We start from the raw sequence: 22343 nt of genomic DNA, 5'->3' as shown, positions 1-22343 counted from the left end.
GACGTGCCTCATCTCAATGTAATGGGCCGCTCAGCGCAGGCGCGGCAGCAGGCTTGCTCTGTTCCGTCATTGGCAGTGGTACCAGCGTGCCGATCGTCAAGGCATCGTCACCAAAATACTTTTGTGCCACGGCTTGCACCTGTTGTGGCGTGACGTCACGCAAGCGCGCAATCAGACGGTCGATGTCTCTCCACGAATGACCAGACATTTCCATCACACCGATTTCCATTGCCTGCCCGAATACCGAATCACGTTTGTAGATCTGGCTGGCAATCAGTTGTGTCTTGACGCGCTTGAGTTCACTTTCCGACACGCCTTCTTTGGCGATGCGTGCGACTTCGCCACGCAGATAACCTTCGAGTTGCTCGGTCGTTGTGCCCGCAGCCGGCGTGCCATCGAGGATGAACTGCACCGGCCCGCGTGCAACGCCGGAATATGACGCGCCGACCTCATTGGCGACACGATCCGTGCGTACCAGGCGCGCGCCAAGTCGTGCGTTGTCATAACCATCCAGCACGGCAGCCAGCACATCCAGCGCGAGCGGCTCTTCATCCTTGTCGGCATCACGCAGCGCCGGCACCTTGAAAGCCAGCATCACATACGGATTTTCGGCAGGCGCCTTGACCGTCACGCGCTTGATCCCTTTTTGCTCCGGCTCGTTCTGCGGACGCGTGCGGGTCAATGTCTTTGGTTGAAGTTTGCCGAAATATTTTTCGGCAAGACGATGCACCTGCCGGGGATCGACATCACCGGATACAACCATGGTGGCATTGTTGGGCGCATACCAGTGATCGTGCCAATCCTTGACGTCTTCGACGGTCATGTTTTCCAGATCATCCATCCAGCCGATGATCGGATTGCGGTAAGGATGTGCGGCGTAGGCCGTTGCCATCAATGCTTCATACAGCATGGCTTGCGGCTGATCGTCGGTACGCAGGCGGCGCTCTTCCATGATGACGCGAATTTCGCGGCCGAATTCATCCTTGTTGAAAACCAGATTTGCCATCCGATCTGCTTCCAGCGCCATCACAGCTTCAAGATGCGATTTTTCGATCTGCTGAAAATAGGCAGTGTAATCCTTGCTAGTAAAGGCATTTTCGCGACCGCCCATTTGCGCCACGCGACGGCTGAATTCGCCCGGCTTGAGCGTCTTGGTGCCTTTGAACATCATGTGCTCCAGTGCATGCGCGGTACCGGTGGTGCCGTTGCGCTCATCGACCGAACCAATGCGGTACCAGATCATGTGCGCCACCGTGGGTGCACGATGATCTTCGTTGACGATGACCTTCATGCCGTTCTTGAGGGTAAATTCCTGCGTCTGGGCGGCCAGGGCAATGACGGGGGCCAACAACATGGAAGCAACGACCAGCAAGGTCTTGATGCGCAATTTCATAATCTTTTGCTCTGATAGAATACGTCGATTGTAGCGCCTGCCCTGCGCATCCCGCGCTGGTTGACTCGCTAACCGCTGATCAGACTCCATTCCCGATGTTTAGTTTCTTCAAGAAAAAGCCGCAGGAACCTGCGCCGGCGCCCGCGCCGCAAGAGCCGGTTACCCCGTCGGTTACGCCGGATATCCCGGCTGCACCAGTGCATGCGCCCGCTGCACCAGAAACTGAAAACGCTGTCGCGTCTTCCGACACGCATGACATCATTGCCGTCGAAACACCTGCCGCGCAAAAGCAATCCTGGATGACGCGTCTGAAAAGCGGTCTGTCCAAAACGTCCTCCAATCTGACCACCCTGTTTGTCGGCGCCAAGATCGACGACGATCTGTATGACGAGCTGGAAGCGGCGTTGTTGATGTCGGACGCTGGCGTCGATGCCACGCAATTTCTGCTGGATAGCTTGAAGCGCAAGGTCAAGAACGATCGCCTAACAGAAGCATCACAAGTCAAACAGGCCTTGCGTTCACTGTTGATCGAGATGCTGACGCCCTTGCAAAAGCCGCTGGTACTGGGCCAGTACAAACCGATGGTAATGATGATTGCCGGCGTCAACGGTGCAGGAAAGACCACCACGATCGGCAAGTTGGCCAAGCATTTGCAGGCACATCAGCAGTCGGTATTGCTGGCAGCCGGCGACACCTTCCGGGCTGCGGCACGTGAGCAATTGACGGTCTGGGGTCAGCGCAACAACGTGACCGTGATCGCTCAGGAATCCGGCGATCCGGCTGCTGTCGCATTCGATGCCGTCCACTCCGCACAGGCGCGCAATACCGATGTCGTGATGGTCGATACCGCAGGCCGTCTGCCGACACAATTGCATCTGATGGAAGAACTCAAGAAGATCAAACGTGTCATTACCAAGGCGTCGAGCTCGGCACCGCATGAAGTGCTGCTGGTCATCGATGGCAATACCGGTCAGAACGCACTGACGCAGGTCAAGGCATTTGACGATGCATTGCAACTGACCGGACTGGTCGTGACCAAGCTGGATGGCACGGCAAAAGGCGGCGTGCTGGCAGCAATCGCACGAACCCGCCCGATACCGGTCTACTTCATCGGGGTCGGCGAGCAAATCGAGGATTTGCAGCCGTTTGATGCATCGGTATTTGTCGATGCGATTTTGGGTTAAGGCATACGCCAAGAGTCTGGATTGATCCACATCGATGATTGAATTCCAACAGGTTTCCAAGCAGTACCCGCCGAATGTCACGGCGCTGTCTGACATTACGCTCAAGGTCGACAAGGGCGAACTGGTTTTTCTGGCCGGCCCTTCCGGGGCCGGGAAATCCACGCTGCTCAAGATGATCGCCGCGATGGAGCGGCCAAGCGAAGGCACAGTCAATGTCAGCGGCTACGATATCGGCCGCATCAAGAATTCCGGCCTGCCTTATTTGCGCCGCAATCTCGGTTTGATTTTTCAGCAGCAACGCCTGCTGGATGATCGCAACGTGCTGGCCAACGTGATGTTGCCGCTGATCGTCTGCGGCGCAACCCGCGGCGATGCCGAACGCCGTGCGCGTGCAGCACTGGACAAGGTCGGCCTGCTCGACAAGGCACCGATGTCGCCCCAGAGTCTGTCGGGCGGTGAGCAGCAGCGCGTGTCGATTGCGCGTGCCATCGTCAATCGCCCGCAAATCATTCTGGCCGACGAGCCAACTGCCAATCTGGATCGCGAAGCCGCCAACAAGGTACTGGATGCGCTCAAGGCATTCCACGCGGTTGGCGTGACCTGCCTGATCTCGACCCATGACGAGCAATTTCTCGACACGGCGACACGTGTAATTTATCTGGATCACGGCCGGATTATCGAAAGCTGGCGCAGAACGACACCACATTCTTCTCAGGTGATGGCATGACAGGCTGGTTTCGACATCACGGCTTCGCGCTGGCGGACGCCTTCCGTCACTTGCTCAAAACGCCGGGCAATTTTCTGCTGAATGTATTGGTCGTTTCGATCGCACTGACCCTGCCATTTGCCGGCCTGACGCTGATCGAGAACGTGCGTCCTGTATCCGAACAACTGGCTGTCGAGCCTGAAATCAGCGTCTTCATGGAGGTTGATGCGACGCGGGAACGCGCGACTGCAATCGGCCCCGAAATTCGTCGTATTGCGCAGGAAAGCAAGCACGCGGTCAAGCTCGAATTCATCCCGCGTGAGAAAGCGCTCAGCACAATCAAGAGCAAGACCGGACTGGATGAAGCCATTACGGTCCTTGGCAACAATCCCCTGCCGGATGCTTACGTGGTCAAGATGACCGGCTTTCAGGAAGACGGCGATCCCAAGATCGTGACGCAGATCGCCGACAAGCTGAAAGAACTGGACGGCGTTGAATACGTACAGATCGATTCGGCATGGGTGGAAAGACTGGCAGCGCTGATGCAGGTCATGCGCCTGATCCTCGCGTTTCTCGCCATCACCCTGGGCGTGGTGGTCGTGGCCGTTGTCTTCAACACGATTCGCTTGCAGGTCATGACGCAGCGTGAGGAAATCGAAGTGTCGCGTCTGGTCGGGGCGACCGATGCCTTTATCTGCCGCCCGTTTTACTACACCGGCGCGCTGCTGGGTCTGATTGCTGGTGGCGTGGCATTGATTACAGTAGCCATCGGCCTGCAACCGTTGAACACGGCGATTGCCGATTTTGCAAGGTTGTACGCCTCGGAGTTCCGCCTCGCCAATCTGAACCCGCTATCGATGCTGACTTTGCTCGGCATCAGCGCTGCGCTTGGTTTTTTGGGGGCAGTCTTATCCGTTTCCCGCCAATTACGCCGGCTTCAAGACTAAACAGCCTGAAAGAGGGGGAACGCATGCTCCCCCTTACGTTTCGTCACAAAACAAATTAAAAACAACCGGAAAAGCGCCGCTGCAGACGCAACTTCATCGCCTGCAAGCTCTCTAAACTTCTGAACGCGACTTAAATCGTTGTCATAAAAGCCATAGCATTTAGCTATCAACGCCTTCAGAAAGCGCAATTAGCACTCAAAACGATAGAGTGCTAATATAAGGCTCAACAGTGGGATAACAACCCATCTTTCCTGAAGTCGCAAGCAAGGAGAAAACATGAAAGCAGCAACTGCATCCACCGCAATGATTCCATCGAGCAGCATTATGGCGCTCGGGTTTTCGGGCGCGCTGGGCAATATTGACGCTTACATTTCGGCGGTCAATCGCCTGCCTATGCTGACCCAGGAAGAAGAAATTTCGCTGGCTCGTCGCCTGCGTGATGAAAACGATCTGGGCGCTGCACAGAAACTCGTCATGTCGCACCTGCGTCTGGTCGTGTCGATCGCCCGCGGTTATCTCGGTTATGGCTTACCGCATGCCGACCTGATTCAGGAAGGCAATATCGGTTTGATGAAAGCCGTGAAACGCTTCGACCCGGACCAAGGCGTGCGTCTGGTGTCGTATTCGATGCACTGGATCAAGGCCGAAATGCACGAGTACATCCTGAAAAACTGGCGTTTGGTGAAGGTTGCAACCACGAAGGCACAGCGCAAGCTGTTCTTCAATCTGCGCAGTCATAAAACCGGTCTGGATTCGATGACGCCGGATCAGGTCAATGAGCTGGCCAAGACATTGAACGTCAAGCGCGAGGAAGTGATCGAGATGGAAACGCGTCTTTCCGGTCGTGACATCGCGCTGGAAGCGCCAACGGATGACGAAGACGACAAGTTCGCACCGATCGCGTATCTGTCGTCCGATGCGCAGGAGCCGACGCGCGTGCTGGAATCGCAGGATTATGATCGTCTGCAAACCGAAGGCCTGAGCACAGCACTCGAAAAGCTGGATCCGCGTTCGCGTCGTATCGTTGAAGCACGCTGGCTGGCAAACGACGATGGTTCAGGCGCCACGCTGCACGAACTGGCAGATGAATTTGGCGTGTCGGCAGAACGTATCCGTCAGATCGAAGCAGTCGCCCTGAAAAAAATGAAGGGCTCGCTGGCAGCCTTTGCCTGATCAAATCGTTGTTTCAACCAATAAAAAAGCGCTCCCCCGGAGCGCTTTTTCTTTTGTCTTTTTGGGCTGACGCCTTTTTGGCCCGACTTACTAACGTCTAACGACCGGACAACAGAATCTTCAAGTCATGCAGAATCGCGTCGACACCTTGTCCGTGGCGAATAAACAGGCGAATCCGGCCTTCCGGATCAAAGACATAGCTGCCTGCTGTGTGATCGATGGTATAGCTGCCAGGCTCCTTGCCCGCGACCTTTTCGTGGAAAACCTTGAATTCCTTGGCTGTCAGGTCGATTTCTTCCTGCGTGCCCAACAATCCCAGGAAGCGCGGGTCAAAAGCCGTCACATACTGCGACAGCAGATCAGCCGTATCACGTGCCGGGTCCAATGTGATGAAGAGTACCTGTACACGATCCGCATCCGGCCCCAGCACCTTCATGACATTCGACATTTCCATCATCGTCGTCGGACATACATCCGGACAATGCATGAAACCGAAGAACACGACCACGGCCTTGCCTTTGAAATCAGCCAGCGTGCGCTTCTGGCCTGTGTGATCCGTCAGCTCAAACCCTTTGCCGTACGCCAGCCCCGTGACATCCGTATTAACGAAACTGGCGGCTGGCGGTGATTTATCGCCACACGCAGCGAGCGCAAACACAGCAACGGAAAGGGCAAGAAAAGTACGTAGTCGGGATGAAATAGGCATCAATATCAGAATCTGAAGTAGTGATCGACCAGCAAGGCGGCGAACAGAATGGACAGATACACGATGGAATACGCAAACATCTTGCGTGCAATCATGTCGGAATAGTTACGATATACCTGCCATGCGTACCAGAGGAAAATCGCGTCCAGCACCAATGTCACCAGCAGGTAGATCAGGCCGCTCATGCCCACCGCAAACGGCAGCAAGGTACAGGCAACCAGCGCAATCGAGTACAGCAGAATCTGCAATTGTGTATAGGCCATGCCATGTGTGATCGGTAACATCGGCAAACCAGATTGCGCGTACTCGTCACGGCGATACAAAGCCAGCGCCCAGAAATGCGGAGGCGTCCAGACAAAGATGATCAATACCAGTAACCACGCTTCCATCGGCACCGTGTTGGCGATCGCCGCCCAACCGAGTGCGGGCGGCATGGCACCGGACAAACCACCGATCACGATGTTCTGTGGTGTGGCGGGCTTGAGAATCATGGTGTAGATGACGGCGTAACCAACAAAGGTCGCAAACGTCAGCCACATGGTCAGTGCGTTGACAAAGTTGTACAGCACCCACATGCCGGCACCACCAATCACGCCGGAAAAAATCAGCGTTTGCATCACGGTCAGTTCACCGCGCGCCATAGGGCGGCGTGCCGTGCGCGCCATGCGCGCATCGATCTCGCGCTCGACCAGACAATTGACCGCGAAAGCTGCACCAGCCAGCAACCAGATACCGATTGTTGCCGCCACGACAAGACGCCAGTCGGGCAAATCAGAGGAAGAAAGGAACATGCCAATCACAGCACAGAACACCGCAAGCTGCGTTACGCGCGGCTTGGTCAGCGCCCAGTATTGGGCAATGCGATTGGGAGAAGCAGTCAAGGTAGTCACGTTAATCGTTCGAAGCAGCGAGCGTGGGCGAATCGATCCGATCCGCAGTAGATAAATCGCCCGTTTGGCCGGCGATCTTAGCCTTGTAGTTTACCATGACCGTCAGCAGCACCAGCAGTGCGGCACAGCCGTTGTGTGCCACGGCCAACGCCAGCGGCCATTCAAGCGACACGGTTGATAAACCAATCACGATCTGCAATGCCAACGCCCCCAGCAATGCACGACCGACTTTTTCCATTCCTGCAATCCGCGTTGCGCGCCAGGCCGTCCAACCCATGACGGCAACCACCAGCAAGGCGAACATGCGATGCGTCCAGTGGATCGCAATCAAGGCATCAAACGGCAGATAGTCGCCTGCTGCCGTCATTCCGAGGCTGCGCCACAACGTAAAGCCATGCTCAAAATCCATTTGCGGCATGACTGCACCATGGCATAAGGGCAAATCAGGACAAGCCAGCGCTGCATAATTGGTGCTGACCCAGCCACCCAATGCAATCTGCATCGTCAGTACCAGCAACGACAGAAATGCCGGCAAGCGCAATTTCTTTCCTTCGATTGCCACCGGCACATGCGTATTCTGCCGTGCGCCAACCCAGGTCAGCATGGCAAGCAGCACCATGCCCAACAACAGATGAATCGTCACGATGATCGGCTGTAGCTTCATCGTCACCGTCCATGCACCGAAGGCACCTTGCAGACAGACAAAGAAAAACAGCGCCAGCGGAAACCATGGCGAAAATTGTGGGATCGTCTTGCCACTGCGCATCCAGAATCGCCATGAAATAACCAGGATCGCAATGATCAGGACACCAATGCCCATCGCCAGATAGCGGTGAATCATTTCAATCCATGCCTTCATCACCGTCACCGGTCCATCCGGCATCAAGGCTTCCGCCGCACGAATATGCTCCATCGCCTGAATCGGATTGGAATGACCATAACAACCTGGCCAGTCCGGACAACCGAGTCCAGAATCCGTCAGCCGCGTAAAGGCACCGAACATGATGACGTCAAAGGTCAGAAACACCGTGACCCACACCAGCTTGCGATACTTGTTGCGATCCCTGGACGACCAGACGATCACGCCAAACAACAGTCCGACAAACAGGCCCTTGCTGGCCAACTGAAACAGCAACGCCGAGTTATCCAATGGAAGACGCCTTCAACAATTTATACAGATCCTTCTTGATCTTGTTGGGATCGGCATCCTTGGGGAAGCGCATCATCAGGTTACCCAGCGGATCAATCATGAAAATATGATCACTGACCGTCGTATCGGGCTCGACCGGCAACCACGCACTGACCAGATCAGGATTGGCACGCAGCATATGCGTGCCATCAAATTCGCGAATCAGAATGGTATCGATCGGTTGCGCATCGGTAATCAGCCAGACGCGCTCGATGCGCTCCATCTCCTTGCCTTGCGCCAGTCGCAACTGACGGATGTCATGCAACTTCTTTTCGCATGACGACAGGCAGTCGCCACCCGCTACCAGCAGCATGATCCATTTTCCTTTATAGGCTTCCAGCGTGATCGGCTTGCCATCCAGCGTGGTGGTTTCCAGCACGGGCAAGGGATAAGCGCGTGGATCGATAAAGTCGCCGTAGTTGGTGCGGCCTTCCGGCTTGATCACGTAATACGTCAGATAGGAAAAAAAGATGGGCGATGCGCAGACCATCAAGATGGCCAGCAGCTTCCAGCGTCCAATGACCTTTTTACGTTCTTCCACGTCGGAATCCTGTCACAACAAAAAATACACACGCCATCAACGCCAGGCCATACCATTGAAAAGCATAGCCGCGATGCTTGTCGATACCGCTTGATGGCAACGGCCAGTCGCGCACCAGTTGGTCATCCATACGGATGGTGGCATCAGTCTGCTCGACAACCAGTGGCGCCATCGATAACCCGCTTGCCTTTGCCAGTTCCTCGAGTTGCAGATTCTGCACGATCGCACCGGGCCGCAATGCATCCGGTTTACCTAACTGCATGACTTGCCCGATGCCATTGCGCACCACGCCTTCAATCACCACGTCGCCAGCCGGCGTAACGATCGGCGGCAATCTGGTTCGATCAGCGACATCACGTGGAATCCATCCACGCATCACCAGCACGTGTTGACCGCCAGCCGCCATTTTAAAGGGCATCGCCAGATAGAATCCCGCTTGCCCCTTGTAAGGGCGATTGTCGAGATAAATCGGCCAGCCCGAAATAAATTGCCCATACAACTGCACACGTCGGAACTCGATCTCCGCCATCTCTGCAGGCACTTGCTCCAGCATCAAAACTGGCGCAGACTGCCTTGTCTGCCGCATGTTTTCAATAGCCTGTTTTTCATCAGCACGGCGGGTCTGCCACTGCGCCAGCGACACGCCTGTGGCAACCAGAACGACCGAGACGATAAACGGGACAATTCTGAAACGGAAGGAAATCTGCATGCGCTCTGTCTTCAATCCTGTGCTGTATGCGTTCCTGCCACTGACTGATCGCGAGCTCGCATGAAAATCATCGTCGCTGTTGCCTTCATCCTCATCCTTGGCAGCCTTGCTTCTGCACTGTTTTATCTGATGCGCGATCAGGGAAAAAGCAATCGTACCGTCAAGGCACTGGCCTTTCGCGTCGGCTTTTCCATCACGCTGTTTGTGCTGGTTCTGGTGGCATGGCGCCTCGGATATATCCAGCCTACCGGAATTCGCTGATTTCCGCGTCGGACAAGTTGTCCTACCCCTTAACAAAAAAGCCGCACACGGGTGCGGCTTTTGCATTTTTCACATCAAGATCGCATCGGATCAAAGCCAGTAAACAACCACATACAAGCCGAGCCATACCACGTCCACAAAGTGCCAATACCAGGCGGCACCTTCGAACGCAAAATGATTTTCCGCAGTGAAATGTCCTTTCATCACGCGATACAAGACCACCGCAAGCATGATCGCACCCAGCGTGACATGGAATCCATGAAACCCTGTCAACAGAAAGAAGGTGGATCCGTAAATGCCAGAGGTCAGCTTGAGATTGAGGTCGGCATAGGCATGCATGTACTCATACACTTGAAAGCCCATAAAGACAGCGCCGAGCAGAATCGTCGCCGCCAGCCAGATCGCGGTCTGGTTACGCTTGCCCGCACGAATGGCATGATGCGCAATCGTCAGCGTCACGCCAGAAGTAAGCAACAAGGCGGTATTGATCGTAGGAATCCAGAATGGCCCCATCGTGGCAAACGAATCAACAGTGTTGGCAGGACCCACCCCACCCCATTGCGCGCTGAAATCCGGCCATAACAGTTTGTGATCGAGATCCGCCAGCCAAGGCATCGTGATGCTACGCGCATAAAACAAGGCACCGAAGAATGCCGCAAAGAACATGACTTCGGAAAAGATGAACCAGCTCATGCTCCAGCGGAAAGAGACGTCGATCCGCTTGCTGTACATGCCACCTTCCGATTCGCCGATCGCATCACCAAACCAGCGAAACAGCACGAACAAAAAGCCGATCAGCCCAGCCATGTTGGCATAAGCGCCCCAGGCAATATCATTGACCCAGGCTGATGCGCCCGCCATCATCACCAGCAGGGAAATGCCAGCGGCAGCAGGCCAGCGCGATGGTCCCGGAACAAAGTAATAAGGGGCTTCTTTGTGTTGTGTACTCATTTCCGTCTCCTGATACGGACTTCGACGCACATGCAATGATCCGGCATCAGCCGGCTTGATACCTCAATAAGATTCATCATCCTGCCGTTGCCGGTTTGCCCGCTTCGACTTTTTCTGCTTTCCTGTTTTCCGCATTCTTGTCAAAGCCGCCTATATCGAAAAATGTATAGGACAAGGTGATCGTCTTTACATCCTTCGGCAACGCCGGATCGAGATAAAACACTACCGGCATCTGTCTCGCCTGCCCTGCCGTCATCGTCTGTTGCTGGAAGCAGAAGCATTCGACCTTCTTGAAATGCGCGGCAGCCTGTTGCGGCGCATAGCTTGGAATGGCCTGCGCCTCGACACTGCGCTGCTGCGTATTCACCACTTCATACAAGACCTGGGCCATTTCACCCGGATGCACCGTCATGCTGTTGACCGTCGGACGAAAGCGAAACGGTCCTTGTGCGTTTGCATCAAACTCCACCGTAATGGTACGACTGCGATCGATCTGCGAATTATCAATTGGCTTGACCTTCATGCCCTCGCCCTCCTGAAAGGCAAGGATGTTGATACCGGTGATTTCACAAATCTGCTTGTAGAGCGGGACCAATAGATAACCGAAGCCAAACATCATCACGGCAATGATGCACAGCTTGCCCAACATCTGCTTATTCAACAGGCGGATCGACGAATGCTGCGGCTCTTCCATACGCCCTCACATAAACCACATGCGTTTGGCAAACACACCAAACATGAACATTGCAGCAATCGACGCCAGTATCAGCGCCGTGCGCACGTTGCGTTTCTTCTGGTCGCTCGTCACCATCGCAATCGCTTATTTGACGGTTGGCGGTGTTTCAAATGTATGGAATGGCGCAGGGCTTGGCACAGTCCATTCCAGCCCTTCAGCCCCTTCCCATGGTTTGTCCGCGGCCTTGATACCACCACGAATCGACGGCAGCACCACGGCAAACAGAAAATACACCTGCATCAGGCCGAAGCCCAGGCCACCAATCGATGCAATCATGTTGAAGTCCGTGAACTGCGCCGGATAGTCGGCATAACGGCGCGGCATACCAGCCAGTCCGAGAAAGTGCATCGGAAAGAAGGTGATATTGAACAGGATCAACGAGCCCCAGAAATGAATCTTGCCGCGTGTTTCGTCATACATGAATCCCGTCCACTTCGGCCCCCAGTAATAGAAACCTGCAAACAGAGCGAACAAGGAACCCGCCACCAACACGTAATGGAAGTGTGCGACAACGTAGTAGGTATCCTGTAGTTGAATATCGATTGGTGTCACCGCCAGAATCAAGCCGGTAAAGCCGCCCATCGTGAACACGAAGATGAAACCGATCGCAAACAGCATCGGCGTCTCAAACGTCATCGAGCCGCGCCACATCGTGGCAACCCAGTTGAAAATCTTCACGCCGGTCGGCACCGCAATCAGCATCGTCGCGTACATGAAGAACAGCTGCGCCGTGACCGGCATGCCGGTGGTGAACATGTGGTGCGCCCACACCATGAAAGACAGAATCGCGATCGATGCCGTTGCATAGACCATCGAGGCATACCCAAACAATTGCTTGCGTGCGAAAGCCGGCACGATGTGCGAGATGATGCCGAACGCCGGCAGGATCATGATGTAGACCTCGGGATGTCCGAAGAACCAGAAGATGTGCTGATACATCACAGGGTCACCGCCACCAGCCGCGTTGAAGAACGATGTGCCGAAGTGTCGATCCGTCAACGTCATCGTGATCGCGCCTGCCAGCACCGGCATCACTGCAATCAGCAGATACGCTGTAATCAACCAGGTCCAGCAGAACATCGGCATCTTCATCAAGGTCATGCCAGGTGCACGCATGTTGAGAATCGTGACGATGATGTTGATCGAACCCATGATCGACGACGCCCCCATGATATGCATGGCAAAGATCGCCATGTCCATACCCGGCCCCATCTGTGTGGACAGCGGCGCATACAAGGTCCAGCCAGCAGCGGTTGCACCGCCAGGCACAGCAAACGAACCAACGAGAAGAATCGCAGCAGGCGGCAACAACCAGAACGAGAAGTTGTTCATGCGTGCAAATGCCATATCGGACGCACCGATCTGCAAGGGCACCATCCAGTTCGCGAAACCAACGAAAGCCGGCATGATCGCGCCGAACACCATGATCAGGCCATGCATGGTGGTCAGCTGATTAAAGAATTCGGGCTGCATCAACTGCAAACCAGGCTGGAAGAGCTCGGCCCGGATCAGCATCGCCAGAAAACCACCGGACAGCAACATGATGAACGAGAACCACAGATAAAGCGTACCGATGTCCTTGTGGTTAGTCGCGTAGACCCAGCGGCGCCAACCGTGCGGATGATCATGCGCATGGTCGTGTCCATGCTCATGTGCGTGATCGTGCCCGTGAGAATGGTCGTGGCCTTGATCGACTGCGCTTGTACTCATCTCAATCTCCTGATCTGATTCGTTTTATTTCGCAGCCAGAACGTCGGCCGGTTGCACGATATTTTCTGCAGCCTTGTTCGACCAGTGATTACGCGTGTAGGTAATCACAGCGGCGATTTCAGTTTCGGACAGAACGGACTGCCAGGCAGGCATTGCGCCTTTGCCGTGCAGAACGATATCGATATTGGCTTTCTTGGGTCCTAACACGATCGGCGAACCATCCAGGGCGGCAAAGCTGCCGGGAACGCCCTTGCCATTGGCCTGATGGCAGGCAATGCAATTGGAGGAATAGACTTTCTCACCGCGTTGCACAAGCTCATCAATTGTCCATACCTTATTCGGATCATCGACATTGGCGGCCATTTCCTTCTTCTTGCCATCGACCCATGTCTTGTAATCCTCATCGCTCACGACGTTCACGACAATCGGCATGAAGGCATGGTCTTTACCGCACAGTTCAACGCATTGACCACGGTACGTTCCGATCTTTTCCGCCTTGAACCAGGTATCACGCACAAAACCCGGAATCGCATCCTGTTTGACGCCGAAGGAAGGAATCATCCATGAGTGGATCACATCGTTAGCCGTCAGCACGATACGGATTTTTTTATTGACGGGAACGACGACAGGATTGTCGACTTCCATCAGATAATGTTCGCCCTTGGCTTCGGCATTATTGATTTGCTCACGTGGTGTCGACAAGTTGGAAAGGAAATTGATGCCTTCCCCCTCACCGGCCAGATAGTTGTAACCCCACTTCCACTGCATGCCGGTTGCCTTGATCGTGATATCGGCATTCGAGGTGTCCTTCATTGCCACCACCGTCTTGGTCGCCGGGAGTGCCATGCCGATCACAATCAGGAACGGCACCACCGTCCATGCAATTTCAACCGATGTACTTTCATGAAACTTGGCAGCCTGATGACCGAGCGATTTGCGGTGTTTGATGATCGAATAGAACATCACGGCAAACACGGCAATGAAGATCACCAGACAGATGATCAGCATCAGATTGTGGAGGGAATAGATTTCTTCTGCGATCTTGGTAACGGGAGGATGCAGATTAAGCTGACGGACGGTCGGACCGCCCGTATTGTCGGCAAGCACCGCAAGCGGCATGCCTGCCATCAGGAGAGACGCACCGAGCATCAAGGATTGAAGGCGCTTCGCATCTTTCATGGATTTCCCCAAAAGCCCACATTAAGAATTCATTCTAATTACCGGGCGTACTTGTCATCCTCAGTTCCTGACGCAGTTCGTGCATGAAGGCACGACGTTTCTTTTCCGTCAGAAATCGCCCCACTTCAACACAAATGCCGGCCGACTCCAGACCGATCAATCGTGTATGTACCATGAACCGAATTGCCATCTGCCGGCGCATCAGTCTGACTTGCCTGACCTTCTCTGCCTGCACAACCTCGACAATAAGAAAGCCATCGTGCAAAACCAATTGTTCGCGATCGCTCGCGTGACGTGCGTAATAAATGAAAGCGTATGCGACTGCTGCCTGCTCCAGGATTGAAAATCCCAGGATGATCCAGGTACCGCGGATGATAAAAAAGACGGAAATTGCCAGAGATACCGCGCACAATAACCCATAAACCTGTACTAGCTGCTGCGGAGATATCGAGCAATTACGTTTAAATAACCATTCGCGGCTGGCCACCACTGCACGCCCTAATATGGCGCCTCGACCAATCCCTCTACACGCAAAACCGTCGCAGTATAAGTCGGAAACTTACGTGTTATCAAGCATAAATACATGGCGCAAAACCTCCGGAAAAAGGACTTCAACGCAATGACGAAAAAGATAACGACAGCAGCTTGGCTGATTCTGAACGACTTTTCACAAACAGGCGAGCACTATATGCGGCGCCCAATCCGAAGAATAATGTTATTTTCGGGGCAAATCAAAACGAATAATTGATTCCCCGCTTGATGTGACGCGCGGTGCCGGCCGGAAAGCGTGACCGTAGACCACCTCGATTGTCAGCGGGATTTTGCCGTCGCTGGTGCGACGACGCGCTTCCAGCCGTTCGCTGACAGCTTGCCAGGCATGACGCCCCAGCAAGCCGCGCAAACGCGTATCCAGCGGATTGCCACCCAGCGCACGGACATCGGCAATCAGCTTGTCCACCGTACCATATGTAATGGTCAGCAACTCCATATCCATGACGGGCGTGGAAAAACCGGCATTTACCAGCATGTCGCCAAAGTCATGCATATCGACGAAAGGCAACACGTGCATACCGGCTGTTTCGGCAAAAGCGGCACGCAACTCTTTAAAAGTGTCCGGACCGAAGCAGGAAAACATCAGCAGCCCATCCTGACGCAACACCCGACGCCACTCCGAGAAGACAGCATCAGGCTGTGGATGCCAGTGCAAGGACAGATTCGACCAGACCGCATCAACAGCATTATCTGCCAGCGGCAATTGGGCAAAATTACCGCATGCCAGCTTTGCAATCGAATCGCGCCCCATTTTTGCCGGCAACCATTGCTGCAGCAAACGATTCATCGCGGACAGGCCGTCGTTCTGAACCGCTTGTGCCTCACGCAACATGGCATGCGACGCATCAATACCCAGGATCGTCGCCTGGCCAAACCGTTTCTGCAAGGTGCTTAGATCGGCGCCTTCACCACAGCCCGCATCCAGCACCACGCCTGGTTCAAGCTTGATCACCGCCAGACGCTCATGCATGCGACTCGCAACCTCACGACGCAGAAAGACGGATTCAGCCACCTTGACGGGGTCGCTGAACAGATGGCGTACACGGCCCAGATCAATAGGCGCACTCAGTCGGGAGTCGGATTTTGGAAATTCGGCAGACACAGGCAACAAATACGGAGCAAGACGATAGATAATGTGCGCAGTCTACACGGATGAGGATGAGGTTGTGCGATGTCCTATCGATTTCTCTCAAAAGCCGGTCTGCTGCTGCACACATTGCCAACGCTGATTCCTTCATCCTGCGCGTTATGCGGCATCGAGGATGATGCTTTGCTTTGCGCACACTGCGAACAGCGCTTTTTCACACATCGTCCCGTACGTTGTCAGCAATGCGGAATCAGCCTTCACGCCTTCGATGCAGCGCTGCCTTGTGCCCATTGTTTGCAAACAAACCCTGACTTCGATGCCACCATCGTGGCAACGGACTATGTCGCACCAGTGGATCAGTTGATTCTGGCGCTTAAGTTCGGACACCGGCTGGCGATTGCACCCTTGCTCGCACGCCTGCTGCACGACGCCATGCTGCAGCGACAAGACGCCTCACTGCCCGACATTCTGATCCCCGTGCCGCTCGGACAGCAGCGGTTGAGGGAACGTGGATTCAATCAGGCGCTGGAAATCGCACGGCCGCTTTCACGCGCAACAGGCATTGCCCTCGGCATACGGCTACTGGAGCGCACCCGTGACACCGCCATGCAGGCACAATTACCGCTCAAGGAGCGCCATCGGAACATACGCCATGCCTTTGTACCGACGATCAAAGGAGAGCAGGTCTTCCGCAATCGTCATATTGGATTGGTTGATGACGTATGTACCAGTGGCAATACGCTCAATGAAATCGCCGGCGTGCTCAAGCGCTACGGGGCGACACGTGTCACGAATCTGATCGTGGCCCGCACACCGGCGCAATGATTGACGCGCAGATACCTTATGATGTGCGCTTCTGAAAATACGCTGGTCACTTAAGCCGGCGGCAGCAAGGAGAATCGCTTGTTTCACGTTGTTCTGGTCGAGCCGGAAATCCCACCCAATACCGGCAACATCATTCGTCTGTGCGCCAATACAGGCGCGCAGCTTCACCTGATCGAACCCCTTGGCTTTCCATTGGACGACGCCAAAATGCGTCGGGCCGGTCTGGATTACCACGACTACGCCACGATGAAAGTACACGCGGACTGGCATGCTTTTCTTGCCTCCTCCACCGAGACACAACCGCTGAATCCCGCTCGCATGTTTGCGCTGACCACGCACGGATCCACACCGTTTGCAAGCATGGCGTTCCAGCCCGGCGATGTGTTTGTGTTCGGTTCCGAAACGCGTGGCCTGTCGCCCGAACGGCGTGAATCCTTTCCCGCCTCGCAACGCATTCGCCTGCCGATGCGCCCTGACAATCGCAGTCTGAACCTGTCGAATACCGTCGCTGTCGTTGTCTATGAAGCCTGGCGCCAGAACGGCTACCTGGGCGGCCAATAAACAATCCGGCTGGCTTCACAGCGCCGCACTACAATACCTGCTGCCAACCATTAGTGTTCCCCTTGAAAGGACTTACATGAAATTGCAACTTGCCACACTCGCCATCATGACCTCGCTTCTCGCACCGTTGAGCCAGGCGCAGCATGTGCACGGTGACAGCGGTATTCAGATCCACCAAGCCACCGCACGTGCAACGGTGCCCGGACAGACCAGCGGTGGCGCCTATCTCACGCTGGAAAATCATGGCAAGATCAATGACGCCTTGCTCAGCGCGCAGTCCGCTGCTGCCAAATCAATGGAAATCCACACCATGTCGATGGAAGGCAATGTCATGCGCATGCGCGAGGTCGCACGCATCGATATTGCCGCCGGACAGAAAGTTGCCATGGAGCCGGGCAAGGGATATCACCTGATGCTGATGGGATTGAAAGCACCATTGAAAGCGGGTGACAAAGTCCCCGTGACGCTGACGTTTGAAAAAGCGGGCAAGGTGGAAACCACGCTTGAGGTCAAAGATAGTCAGACCGCCAACCAGAAACAAGGCGGCCATCAGCATTAAGCGACGGTGACAGCCAATAAAAAAGGACGCCGTGGCGTCCTTTTTTCATACTCTCTGCAGACGTTCATTCTGCCGCAACATGCCGATACACGGTATGACTTCCATCCTTTTGGAATAGGAGAACGTCGTATGCATCAGCCTTCTGGCCCGGCACTTCCATACCGGGTGAGCCCATTGGCATGCCCGGCACAGTCAACCCTGCGGCCTTCGGCTTTTCTTTCAACAAGCGTTGAATATCGGCCGCAGGCACATGCCCTTCGAGCGCGTACCCTCCTACCGTCGCCGTGTGGCAGCTCCCCAGCGAAGGTGGCACCTGATACCGCTCGCGATAAGCCGCGGTATTGGGCACATTACGCGCCTTGACCGCGAAGCCATTTGCTTCCAGATGCTTGACCCACTCGGTACAACAACCGCAAGTCTCGCTTTTATATACCTCGATCACCTGTTTACCGGATTGCGCTATTGCCACGCCCGGCAAGAAGGCAAAGACCGTGAGCAGCTTGAACAAATTACGACGCGTCATCATGGATCATCCTTTCGATTTCAGACAAGAAAAAGGCCGCAACACGTGCGGCCTTCTTGCGGGTGGTACTGATCAGGCGGCCTGCGCTTGCACTGCTGCGAGTCGCGTCACGATTTCCTTGCGGTAGCGATTGAGATCCTGCACCGTGCCGAATGTACGCTCGAACAACAACGACATATTGTGCAGAATGCGGTCGACCACTTTCTTTTCCCATTCGCTGTCAAACTTGATCTGGTTATCGAGCCAGCGCTCCAGCCATTCCGGATCAGGCAGGCGCGACTGCACCGTGTCGTTCGGGAACAGCGACTGATTGACATGCAGATTGGTTGGATGCAGCGGCTTTTCGGTACGACGTGCCGAAGCCATCAAAACACCAATCTTGGCAAACGCAGCACGTGCGCTGTCGCCCACATCATTCAATGCCTTCTTCATGTAACGCAGATAAGCACCGCCGTGGCGCGCCTCATCCTGGCTGATGATTTTATAGATCTGCTTGATGACCGGTTCAGTATGCCATTCGGCCGCACAGCGATACCAGTGGTTCAGACGAATCTCGCCGCAAAAATGCATCATCAGCGTTTCCAGCGCCGGCGCAGGGTCGAATTCGAAACGCACGTTATGCAGTTCTTCTTCGGTTGGCACGAGTTCAGGACGGAAACGACGCAGGTATTCCATCAACACCAGTGAATGCTTTTGTTCTTCAAAAAACCATACCGACATGAACGCGCAAAAATCGCTGTCGCCGCGATTGTCGCGCAGAAACATTTCGGTCGCAGGCAAGGCAGACCATTCCGTAATCGCATTCATGCGAATGGTCTGAGCCTGTTCGTCCGTGAGCTTGGAACCGTCAAACTGATCCCATGGAATATCGTGCTCCAAATTCCAACGAACCTGTTCAAGCGATTTAAACAATTCTGGGTACAGCATAAGCGCCTTCAAAATGAGTTAAGTGCTTGATTCTACCAAGAAAATCACGCTCTACACACCCCTGCCCATGATGGAATCAGGGATTTTGAATCGTAAATTAACGATGTGACAAGGTGATGAAAAGAATAAGAAGCAGCCGAAAACCCGCATCGACACTCGCATCAAGATTCTGTTAAGAGCTTGAAGATTGATAAAAAGACACATTCTCAATTCATAAATTTTTTCCGTTGAACAGCCGCTTGGGCACCGCATGCGGGATGACAATCTGCGCAACTTGATGCAAGATGCAGCGATTACAGATTCCGGCCCACCTCTGCATGCCCTCTGCCCTGACCGCCCTGCTGCTACGCTGCGCACTTGCTCTCTTTCTGGGACCGAGTCTGTCTGCCATGGCGCAGAGCAATAGCTGTCCGGCAACGCTTAATTTCAAGATGGATCGGCTGCAGGATGAAACGCCGCAGAACCTTTGCCAATACGCGGGCAAGGTCGTATTGGTCGTCAATACGGCCAGCTATTGTGGCTTTACCAGTCAGTACGAAGGTCTGGAGAAACTGTACGCACAATATCAGTCGAAAGGACTGGTCGTACTCGGATTTGCCTCTAACGACTTTGGCCAGCAGGAACCAGGCAGCAATCAGGAAATTGCCGCTTTCTGCCACAACACCTTTGGCGTGAAATTTCCGATGTTTGCCAAAAGCAGTGTCATTGGCAAGGATGCCAGCCCGTTCTACCAGTCCCTGATCAAGGCTGGCGCATCACCGCCCAAATGGAATTTTCACAAGATTCTGCTGGATCGAAACGGACGCGTCATCCAAAGCTATCCTTCCAGAGTCAACCCGAATGACAAGGTGCTCGTTACGGATATCGAACACGCACTCGCACAAAAGCCCTGAAAATCGCCCTGCCGCAATCATCGCCATCCAAAGCGGCAGCGTACGGTCTGAGGGGCAAAATGCTAGGATCACGCATTCGCAGCGCTTGCAGCTTGTCTCTTTTATCTTTTGCATCAACACGCGCAGTCGCAGTCTTGATCAAGCATTCACAAAACAATATCCATGTCTGCACCTAACCGCTCTCAAACCATGCGCATTCTTATCATTGAAGACAACGCCGACATCGTCGCCAATCTCTACGCTTTTCTGGAGCCACGTGGCTACGTGCTCGACTCTGCTGCCAACGGTTACGCCGGCTTTGCACTGGCAGCGCAACACGAATATGACGCCATCATTCTCGACATCAAAGTGCCGGGCATTGATGGCCTGGCCGTCTGCCGCAAGCTACGCGACGAGCTGAAAAAAGATACGCCAGTTCTGATGCTGACCGCTCGCGACACACTCGACGACAAGGTTGCAGGTTTCGACAGCGGTGCCGATGATTATCTGGTCAAGCCTTTCTCGTTGCTGGAAGTCGAAGTCCGCCTCAAAGCCCTGATCCGTCGTGCACGCGGCAAAAATCAAGGCACCAATTCGCTCAGCGTTGGCGATCTGGTATTCGATACCTCGACATATGAAGTCAGCCGCAACGGCATTCCCATCACGCTGACCAAAACAGGCTTCAAGATCCTGACCTGCCTCATGAAGGAAGCGCCCAAGGTCGTTTCGCGCGAAACACTTGAACTTGAAGTCTGGGGCGATCATCCACCAGATAGCGATGCACTGCGCACGCACATCCATGCCCTGCGTCAGGCTCTCGACAAATCCCATCCGTTCGCGATGTTGCGCACCGTGCAGGGGATTGGTTACCGGCTGGTAGAGTCGGATGATCAAGGGTAATGCCCAGTCACTACGCCGGCGCATCGTTACGGCTTATCTGTATTTTGCGCTAGCAATCTGTACCTTCTTTGGTCTGGTCGCTTCGTTCGCCGTGCATGGCGTTGAAGACTTGCTGGTCGACGAACATCTTCACAGTATTGCGGAGTGGGCCTCGCCACGCTATTCCTCCGGCCAACCGGTGGAAATGCCTTCCGGCCTCGCCTTCTATCACGGCGGCGCCATCCCCGAAGAGCTGCGCAGTCTGCCGCTTGGCGTCGGCCGTGTAAATTTCGAAGACAGCACCGTTCATGTGCTGGTCGGTGAAGACTATGTCGGACGCTATGTCGTGATCGACAAGGCCAGCGAATTCAAAAGCATTGAGCGTGTCATTTACGTTGCCATCACGATTGGCCTGCTCGGCTTCGTCGCTTTCTCCTTTTTCCTCGGCACCTTTATTGCACGTGGTTTTGTTGACCCGATCGGACGCCTGGCGGAGTCTGTCAAAAGTCAGAAATCCAGCTCCCTTCCCTTGCTCGACAACGAAGATGAACTCGGCGTGCTGGCACGCGCATTTGATGCCCACACAGCCGAACTCAAACAGTTTCTTGCCCGCGAACGCTTCTTCACCGGTGACGTCAGCCACGAGCTGCGCACACCCCTGACCATCATCATCGGTGCGGCAGAGTTACTGATCGAACAAACAGAAGATCGCCCCGCACTGAATGCCGCTGCCAAACGCATTCTGCATGCAGCCAAAGACGCGACCGAATGTGTGAGTACGCTACTGCTACTTGCACGCAAGCCTGACAGTCTCGAACGACCGGAAACATCGGTTGCCGACGTCATCCACGCTGAAGTCGAACGTTGTCGTCAGCTGGTACGCGACAAACCCGTCGACTTGCATTACGAAGAAGAAGACGACTTCATCGTGTGCGCACGACAGGAACTGCTGACGTCAGCCATTGGCAATCTGGTACGCAATGCCTGTCAGTACACCGAAGAAGGCAGCGTCATCGTTCGCACGCGTGGACGTACCGTCTCGGTTGAAGATACCGGCCCGGGCATTCCTGACGTGATTCGCGCCCGACTGACCAATCATGCCAATGGCACGCCACTGGTCGGCTCCGCCGGATCGGGTCTCGGCCTGGCACTGGTAGTGCGTATTTGCGAGCATCTTGGTGCGACGCTTGAGATTGCAGACCAGCCAGACCATGGCAGTATTTTCCGTATTCACTTCCCACCACAGTTAACGTCAACTTAACGATTTAATGACGTTACTTTGA

26 protein-coding genes and 1 pseudogene are annotated in these 22343 nt (G+C 54.6%); 12 read left to right on the top strand and 15 right to left on the bottom strand.

What is annotated here, in order from left to right; genetic code table 11:
* Positions 1–13: 13 nt before the first annotated feature.
* Complete coding sequence (locus tag IEV29_RS11095; protein ID WP_188381366.1) at positions 14–1393, bottom strand: M16 family metallopeptidase; 1380 nt, start codon at positions 1391–1393, stop codon at positions 14–16.
* 95 nt (positions 1394–1488) lie between these two features.
* Between IEV29_RS11095 and ftsY the strand changes: the two genes are divergently transcribed.
* From ftsY to rpoH, 4 genes are all read left to right on the top strand, one after another.
* Complete coding sequence (gene ftsY, locus IEV29_RS11090) at positions 1489–2577, top strand: signal recognition particle-docking protein FtsY (RefSeq protein WP_188381365.1); 1089 nt, start codon at positions 1489–1491, stop codon at positions 2575–2577.
* Between the two features lie 34 nt (positions 2578–2611).
* Complete coding sequence (locus IEV29_RS11085) at positions 2612–3304, top strand: cell division ATP-binding protein FtsE (RefSeq protein ID WP_188381364.1); 693 nt, start codon at positions 2612–2614, stop codon at positions 3302–3304.
* On the top strand, positions 3301–4230 hold the full coding sequence (gene ftsX, locus IEV29_RS11080; protein ID WP_188381363.1) for a permease-like cell division protein FtsX: 930 nt from the start codon (positions 3301–3303) through the stop codon (positions 4228–4230). Before IEV29_RS11085 ends, ftsX begins: the two co-directional genes overlap by 4 nt.
* Before the next feature lie 276 nt (positions 4231–4506).
* Positions 4507–5403, top strand: coding sequence for an RNA polymerase sigma factor RpoH (gene rpoH, locus IEV29_RS11075; protein WP_188381362.1), 897 nt, complete (start codon positions 4507–4509; stop codon positions 5401–5403).
* A gap of 97 nt (positions 5404–5500) precedes the next feature.
* On the opposite strand, the gene IEV29_RS11070 is transcribed toward rpoH, so the two are convergent.
* The 5 genes from IEV29_RS11070 to IEV29_RS11050 are packed head-to-tail and all read right to left on the bottom strand — an operon-like array spanning position 5501 to position 9438.
* The gene (locus IEV29_RS11070; RefSeq protein WP_188381361.1) at positions 5501–6109 is read right to left on the bottom strand and encodes an SCO family protein; all 609 of its coding nucleotides are present in this window, start codon (positions 6107–6109) and stop codon (positions 5501–5503) included.
* Positions 6110–6114: 5 nt separating this feature from the next.
* Positions 6115–6999, bottom strand: coding sequence for a heme o synthase (cyoE, locus tag IEV29_RS11065; protein WP_188381360.1), 885 nt, complete (start codon positions 6997–6999; stop codon positions 6115–6117).
* Position 7000: 1 nt separating this feature from the next.
* Positions 7001–8149, bottom strand: coding sequence for a COX15/CtaA family protein (locus IEV29_RS11060; RefSeq protein WP_373868127.1), 1149 nt, complete (start codon positions 8147–8149; stop codon positions 7001–7003).
* Entirely contained in the window at positions 8142–8678 is a 537-nt protein-coding gene (locus IEV29_RS11055) for an SCO family protein (protein ID WP_229726407.1), read from the bottom strand. Before IEV29_RS11055 ends, IEV29_RS11060 begins: the two co-directional genes overlap by 8 nt.
* A 37-nt stretch (positions 8679–8715) precedes the next feature.
* Positions 8716–9438 (bottom strand): SURF1 family protein, encoded by a 723-nt coding sequence (locus IEV29_RS11050; protein WP_188381358.1) that lies wholly within the window; start codon positions 9436–9438, stop codon positions 8716–8718.
* A gap of 60 nt (positions 9439–9498) precedes the next feature.
* Between IEV29_RS11050 and IEV29_RS11045 the strand changes: the two genes are divergently transcribed.
* A complete protein-coding gene (locus tag IEV29_RS11045; RefSeq protein ID WP_188381357.1) occupies positions 9499–9699 on the top strand; it encodes a twin transmembrane helix small protein in 201 nt (66 codons plus the stop codon).
* Between the two features lie 90 nt (positions 9700–9789).
* Here the strand turns inward: IEV29_RS11045 and IEV29_RS11040 are convergent, their stop codons facing one another.
* The 7 genes from IEV29_RS11040 to IEV29_RS11015 form a co-directional block, all read right to left on the bottom strand.
* Entirely contained in the window at positions 9790–10650 is an 861-nt protein-coding gene (locus IEV29_RS11040) for a cytochrome c oxidase subunit 3 (protein ID WP_188381356.1), read from the bottom strand.
* A gap of 76 nt (positions 10651–10726) precedes the next feature.
* Positions 10727–11344: a cytochrome c oxidase assembly protein gene (locus tag IEV29_RS11035; RefSeq protein ID WP_188381355.1), complete on the bottom strand. Its 618-nt coding sequence runs from the start codon at positions 11342–11344 to the stop codon at positions 10727–10729.
* A 6-nt stretch (positions 11345–11350) separates the two neighbouring features.
* Positions 11351–11461: a cytochrome oxidase small assembly protein gene (locus IEV29_RS16210; RefSeq protein ID WP_229726358.1), complete on the bottom strand. Its 111-nt coding sequence runs from the start codon at positions 11459–11461 to the stop codon at positions 11351–11353.
* Positions 11462–11470: 9 nt separating this feature from the next.
* Positions 11471–13096 carry a cytochrome c oxidase subunit I gene (gene ctaD, locus IEV29_RS11030; protein WP_188381354.1) on the bottom strand — a complete coding sequence of 542 codons (1626 nt, stop codon included), beginning with the start codon at positions 13094–13096 and terminating at the stop codon, positions 11471–11473.
* Positions 13097–13120: 24 nt separating this feature from the next.
* Complete coding sequence (gene coxB, locus IEV29_RS11025) at positions 13121–14275, bottom strand: cytochrome c oxidase subunit II (RefSeq protein WP_188381353.1); 1155 nt, start codon at positions 14273–14275, stop codon at positions 13121–13123.
* Between the two features lie 34 nt (positions 14276–14309).
* Positions 14310–14762: a DUF2244 domain-containing protein gene (locus IEV29_RS11020; protein ID WP_188381352.1), complete on the bottom strand. Its 453-nt coding sequence runs from the start codon at positions 14760–14762 to the stop codon at positions 14310–14312.
* A 228-nt stretch (positions 14763–14990) separates the two neighbouring features.
* Complete coding sequence (locus tag IEV29_RS11015) at positions 14991–15929, bottom strand: methyltransferase domain-containing protein (protein ID WP_188381351.1); 939 nt, start codon at positions 15927–15929, stop codon at positions 14991–14993.
* Between the two features lie 69 nt (positions 15930–15998).
* Between IEV29_RS11015 and IEV29_RS16205 the strand changes: the two are divergent.
* The 4 genes and pseudogenes from IEV29_RS16205 to IEV29_RS11000 all read left to right on the top strand — a co-directional run.
* Positions 15999–16199 (top strand): annotated as a pseudogene (locus IEV29_RS16205) (double zinc ribbon domain-containing protein); the annotation flags it as partial.
* Positions 16200–16241: 42 nt separating this feature from the next.
* Entirely contained in the window at positions 16242–16739 is a 498-nt protein-coding gene (locus tag IEV29_RS11010; RefSeq protein WP_229726406.1) for a ComF family protein, read from the top strand.
* Between the two features lie 78 nt (positions 16740–16817).
* Positions 16818–17300 (top strand): tRNA (uridine(34)/cytosine(34)/5-carboxymethylaminomethyluridine(34)-2'-O)-methyltransferase TrmL, encoded by a 483-nt coding sequence (trmL, locus tag IEV29_RS11005; RefSeq protein WP_188381349.1) that lies wholly within the window; start codon positions 16818–16820, stop codon positions 17298–17300.
* Between the two features lie 76 nt (positions 17301–17376).
* The gene (locus IEV29_RS11000; protein WP_188381348.1) at positions 17377–17859 is read left to right on the top strand and encodes a copper chaperone PCu(A)C; all 483 of its coding nucleotides are present in this window, start codon (positions 17377–17379) and stop codon (positions 17857–17859) included.
* A gap of 64 nt (positions 17860–17923) precedes the next feature.
* On the opposite strand, the gene IEV29_RS10995 is transcribed toward IEV29_RS11000, so the two are convergent.
* Both IEV29_RS10995 and IEV29_RS10990 read right to left on the bottom strand, forming a co-directional pair.
* A complete protein-coding gene (locus tag IEV29_RS10995; protein WP_373464218.1) occupies positions 17924–18385 on the bottom strand; it encodes a DUF411 domain-containing protein in 462 nt (153 codons plus the stop codon).
* Positions 18386–18454: 69 nt separating this feature from the next.
* Entirely contained in the window at positions 18455–19309 is an 855-nt protein-coding gene (locus IEV29_RS10990) for a ferritin family protein (RefSeq protein WP_188381347.1), read from the bottom strand.
* A gap of 317 nt (positions 19310–19626) precedes the next feature.
* Between IEV29_RS10990 and IEV29_RS10985 the strand changes: the two genes are divergently transcribed.
* From IEV29_RS10985 to IEV29_RS10975, 3 genes are all read left to right on the top strand, one after another.
* Positions 19627–20202: a glutathione peroxidase gene (locus IEV29_RS10985; protein WP_188381346.1), complete on the top strand. Its 576-nt coding sequence runs from the start codon at positions 19627–19629 to the stop codon at positions 20200–20202.
* A gap of 189 nt (positions 20203–20391) precedes the next feature.
* Positions 20392–21081 (top strand): response regulator transcription factor, encoded by a 690-nt coding sequence (locus IEV29_RS10980; protein ID WP_188381820.1) that lies wholly within the window; start codon positions 20392–20394, stop codon positions 21079–21081.
* Positions 21068–22321, top strand: coding sequence for a sensor histidine kinase (locus tag IEV29_RS10975; RefSeq protein ID WP_188381345.1), 1254 nt, complete (start codon positions 21068–21070; stop codon positions 22319–22321). Before IEV29_RS10980 ends, IEV29_RS10975 begins: the two co-directional genes overlap by 14 nt.
* Positions 22322–22343 lie beyond the last annotated feature (22 nt).

It is taken from the genome of Oxalicibacterium faecigallinarum (genome assembly GCF_014635705.1).
Taxonomy (GTDB): domain Bacteria; phylum Pseudomonadota; class Gammaproteobacteria; order Burkholderiales; family Burkholderiaceae_D; genus Oxalicibacterium; species Oxalicibacterium faecigallinarum.
Note: the sequence above shows the minus strand (reverse complement) of the source record. Positions and strands in the feature narration are given on the sequence as shown.

Bases quoted from the DNA above. Each gene is read 5' to 3' on its own strand.
- coxB (WP_188381353.1), bottom strand. From the start codon at position 14,275: ATGAAAGATGCGAAGCGCCTTCAATCCTTGATGCTCGGTGCGTCTCTC.
- IEV29_RS11070 (WP_188381361.1), bottom strand. From the start codon at position 6,109: ATGCCTATTTCATCCCGACTACGTACTTTTCTTGCCCTTTCCGTTGCT.
- IEV29_RS11000 (WP_188381348.1), top strand. From the start codon at position 17,377: ATGAAATTGCAACTTGCCACACTCGCCATCATGACCTCGCTTCTCGCA.
- ftsX (WP_188381363.1), top strand. From the start codon at position 3,301: ATGACAGGCTGGTTTCGACATCACGGCTTCGCGCTGGCGGACGCCTTC.
- IEV29_RS10975 (WP_188381345.1), top strand. From the start codon at position 21,068: ATGATCAAGGGTAATGCCCAGTCACTACGCCGGCGCATCGTTACGGCT.
- IEV29_RS11045 (WP_188381357.1), top strand. From the start codon at position 9,499: ATGAAAATCATCGTCGCTGTTGCCTTCATCCTCATCCTTGGCAGCCTT.
- IEV29_RS16210 (WP_229726358.1), bottom strand. From the start codon at position 11,461: ATGGTGACGAGCGACCAGAAGAAACGCAACGTGCGCACGGCGCTGATA.
- rpoH (WP_188381362.1), top strand. From the start codon at position 4,507: ATGAAAGCAGCAACTGCATCCACCGCAATGATTCCATCGAGCAGCATT.
- IEV29_RS10990 (WP_188381347.1), bottom strand. From the start codon at position 19,309: ATGCTGTACCCAGAATTGTTTAAATCGCTTGAACAGGTTCGTTGGAAT.
- IEV29_RS11095 (WP_188381366.1), bottom strand. From the start codon at position 1,393: ATGAAATTGCGCATCAAGACCTTGCTGGTCGTTGCTTCCATGTTGTTG.
- IEV29_RS11050 (WP_188381358.1), bottom strand. From the start codon at position 9,438: ATGCAGATTTCCTTCCGTTTCAGAATTGTCCCGTTTATCGTCTCGGTC.
- ftsY (WP_188381365.1), top strand. From the start codon at position 1,489: ATGTTTAGTTTCTTCAAGAAAAAGCCGCAGGAACCTGCGCCGGCGCCC.
- IEV29_RS10985 (WP_188381346.1), top strand. From the start codon at position 19,627: ATGCCCTCTGCCCTGACCGCCCTGCTGCTACGCTGCGCACTTGCTCTC.
- IEV29_RS11085 (WP_188381364.1), top strand. From the start codon at position 2,612: ATGATTGAATTCCAACAGGTTTCCAAGCAGTACCCGCCGAATGTCACG.
- ctaD (WP_188381354.1), bottom strand. From the start codon at position 13,096: ATGAGTACAAGCGCAGTCGATCAAGGCCACGACCATTCTCACGGGCAC.
- IEV29_RS11040 (WP_188381356.1), bottom strand. From the start codon at position 10,650: ATGAGTACACAACACAAAGAAGCCCCTTATTACTTTGTTCCGGGACCA.
- IEV29_RS10995 (WP_373464218.1), bottom strand. From the start codon at position 18,385: ATGATGACGCGTCGTAATTTGTTCAAGCTGCTCACGGTCTTTGCCTTC.
- IEV29_RS11055 (WP_229726407.1), bottom strand. From the start codon at position 8,678: ATGGTCTGCGCATCGCCCATCTTTTTTTCCTATCTGACGTATTACGTG.
- IEV29_RS11035 (WP_188381355.1), bottom strand. From the start codon at position 11,344: ATGGAAGAGCCGCAGCATTCGTCGATCCGCCTGTTGAATAAGCAGATG.
- IEV29_RS10980 (WP_188381820.1), top strand. From the start codon at position 20,392: ATGCGCATTCTTATCATTGAAGACAACGCCGACATCGTCGCCAATCTC.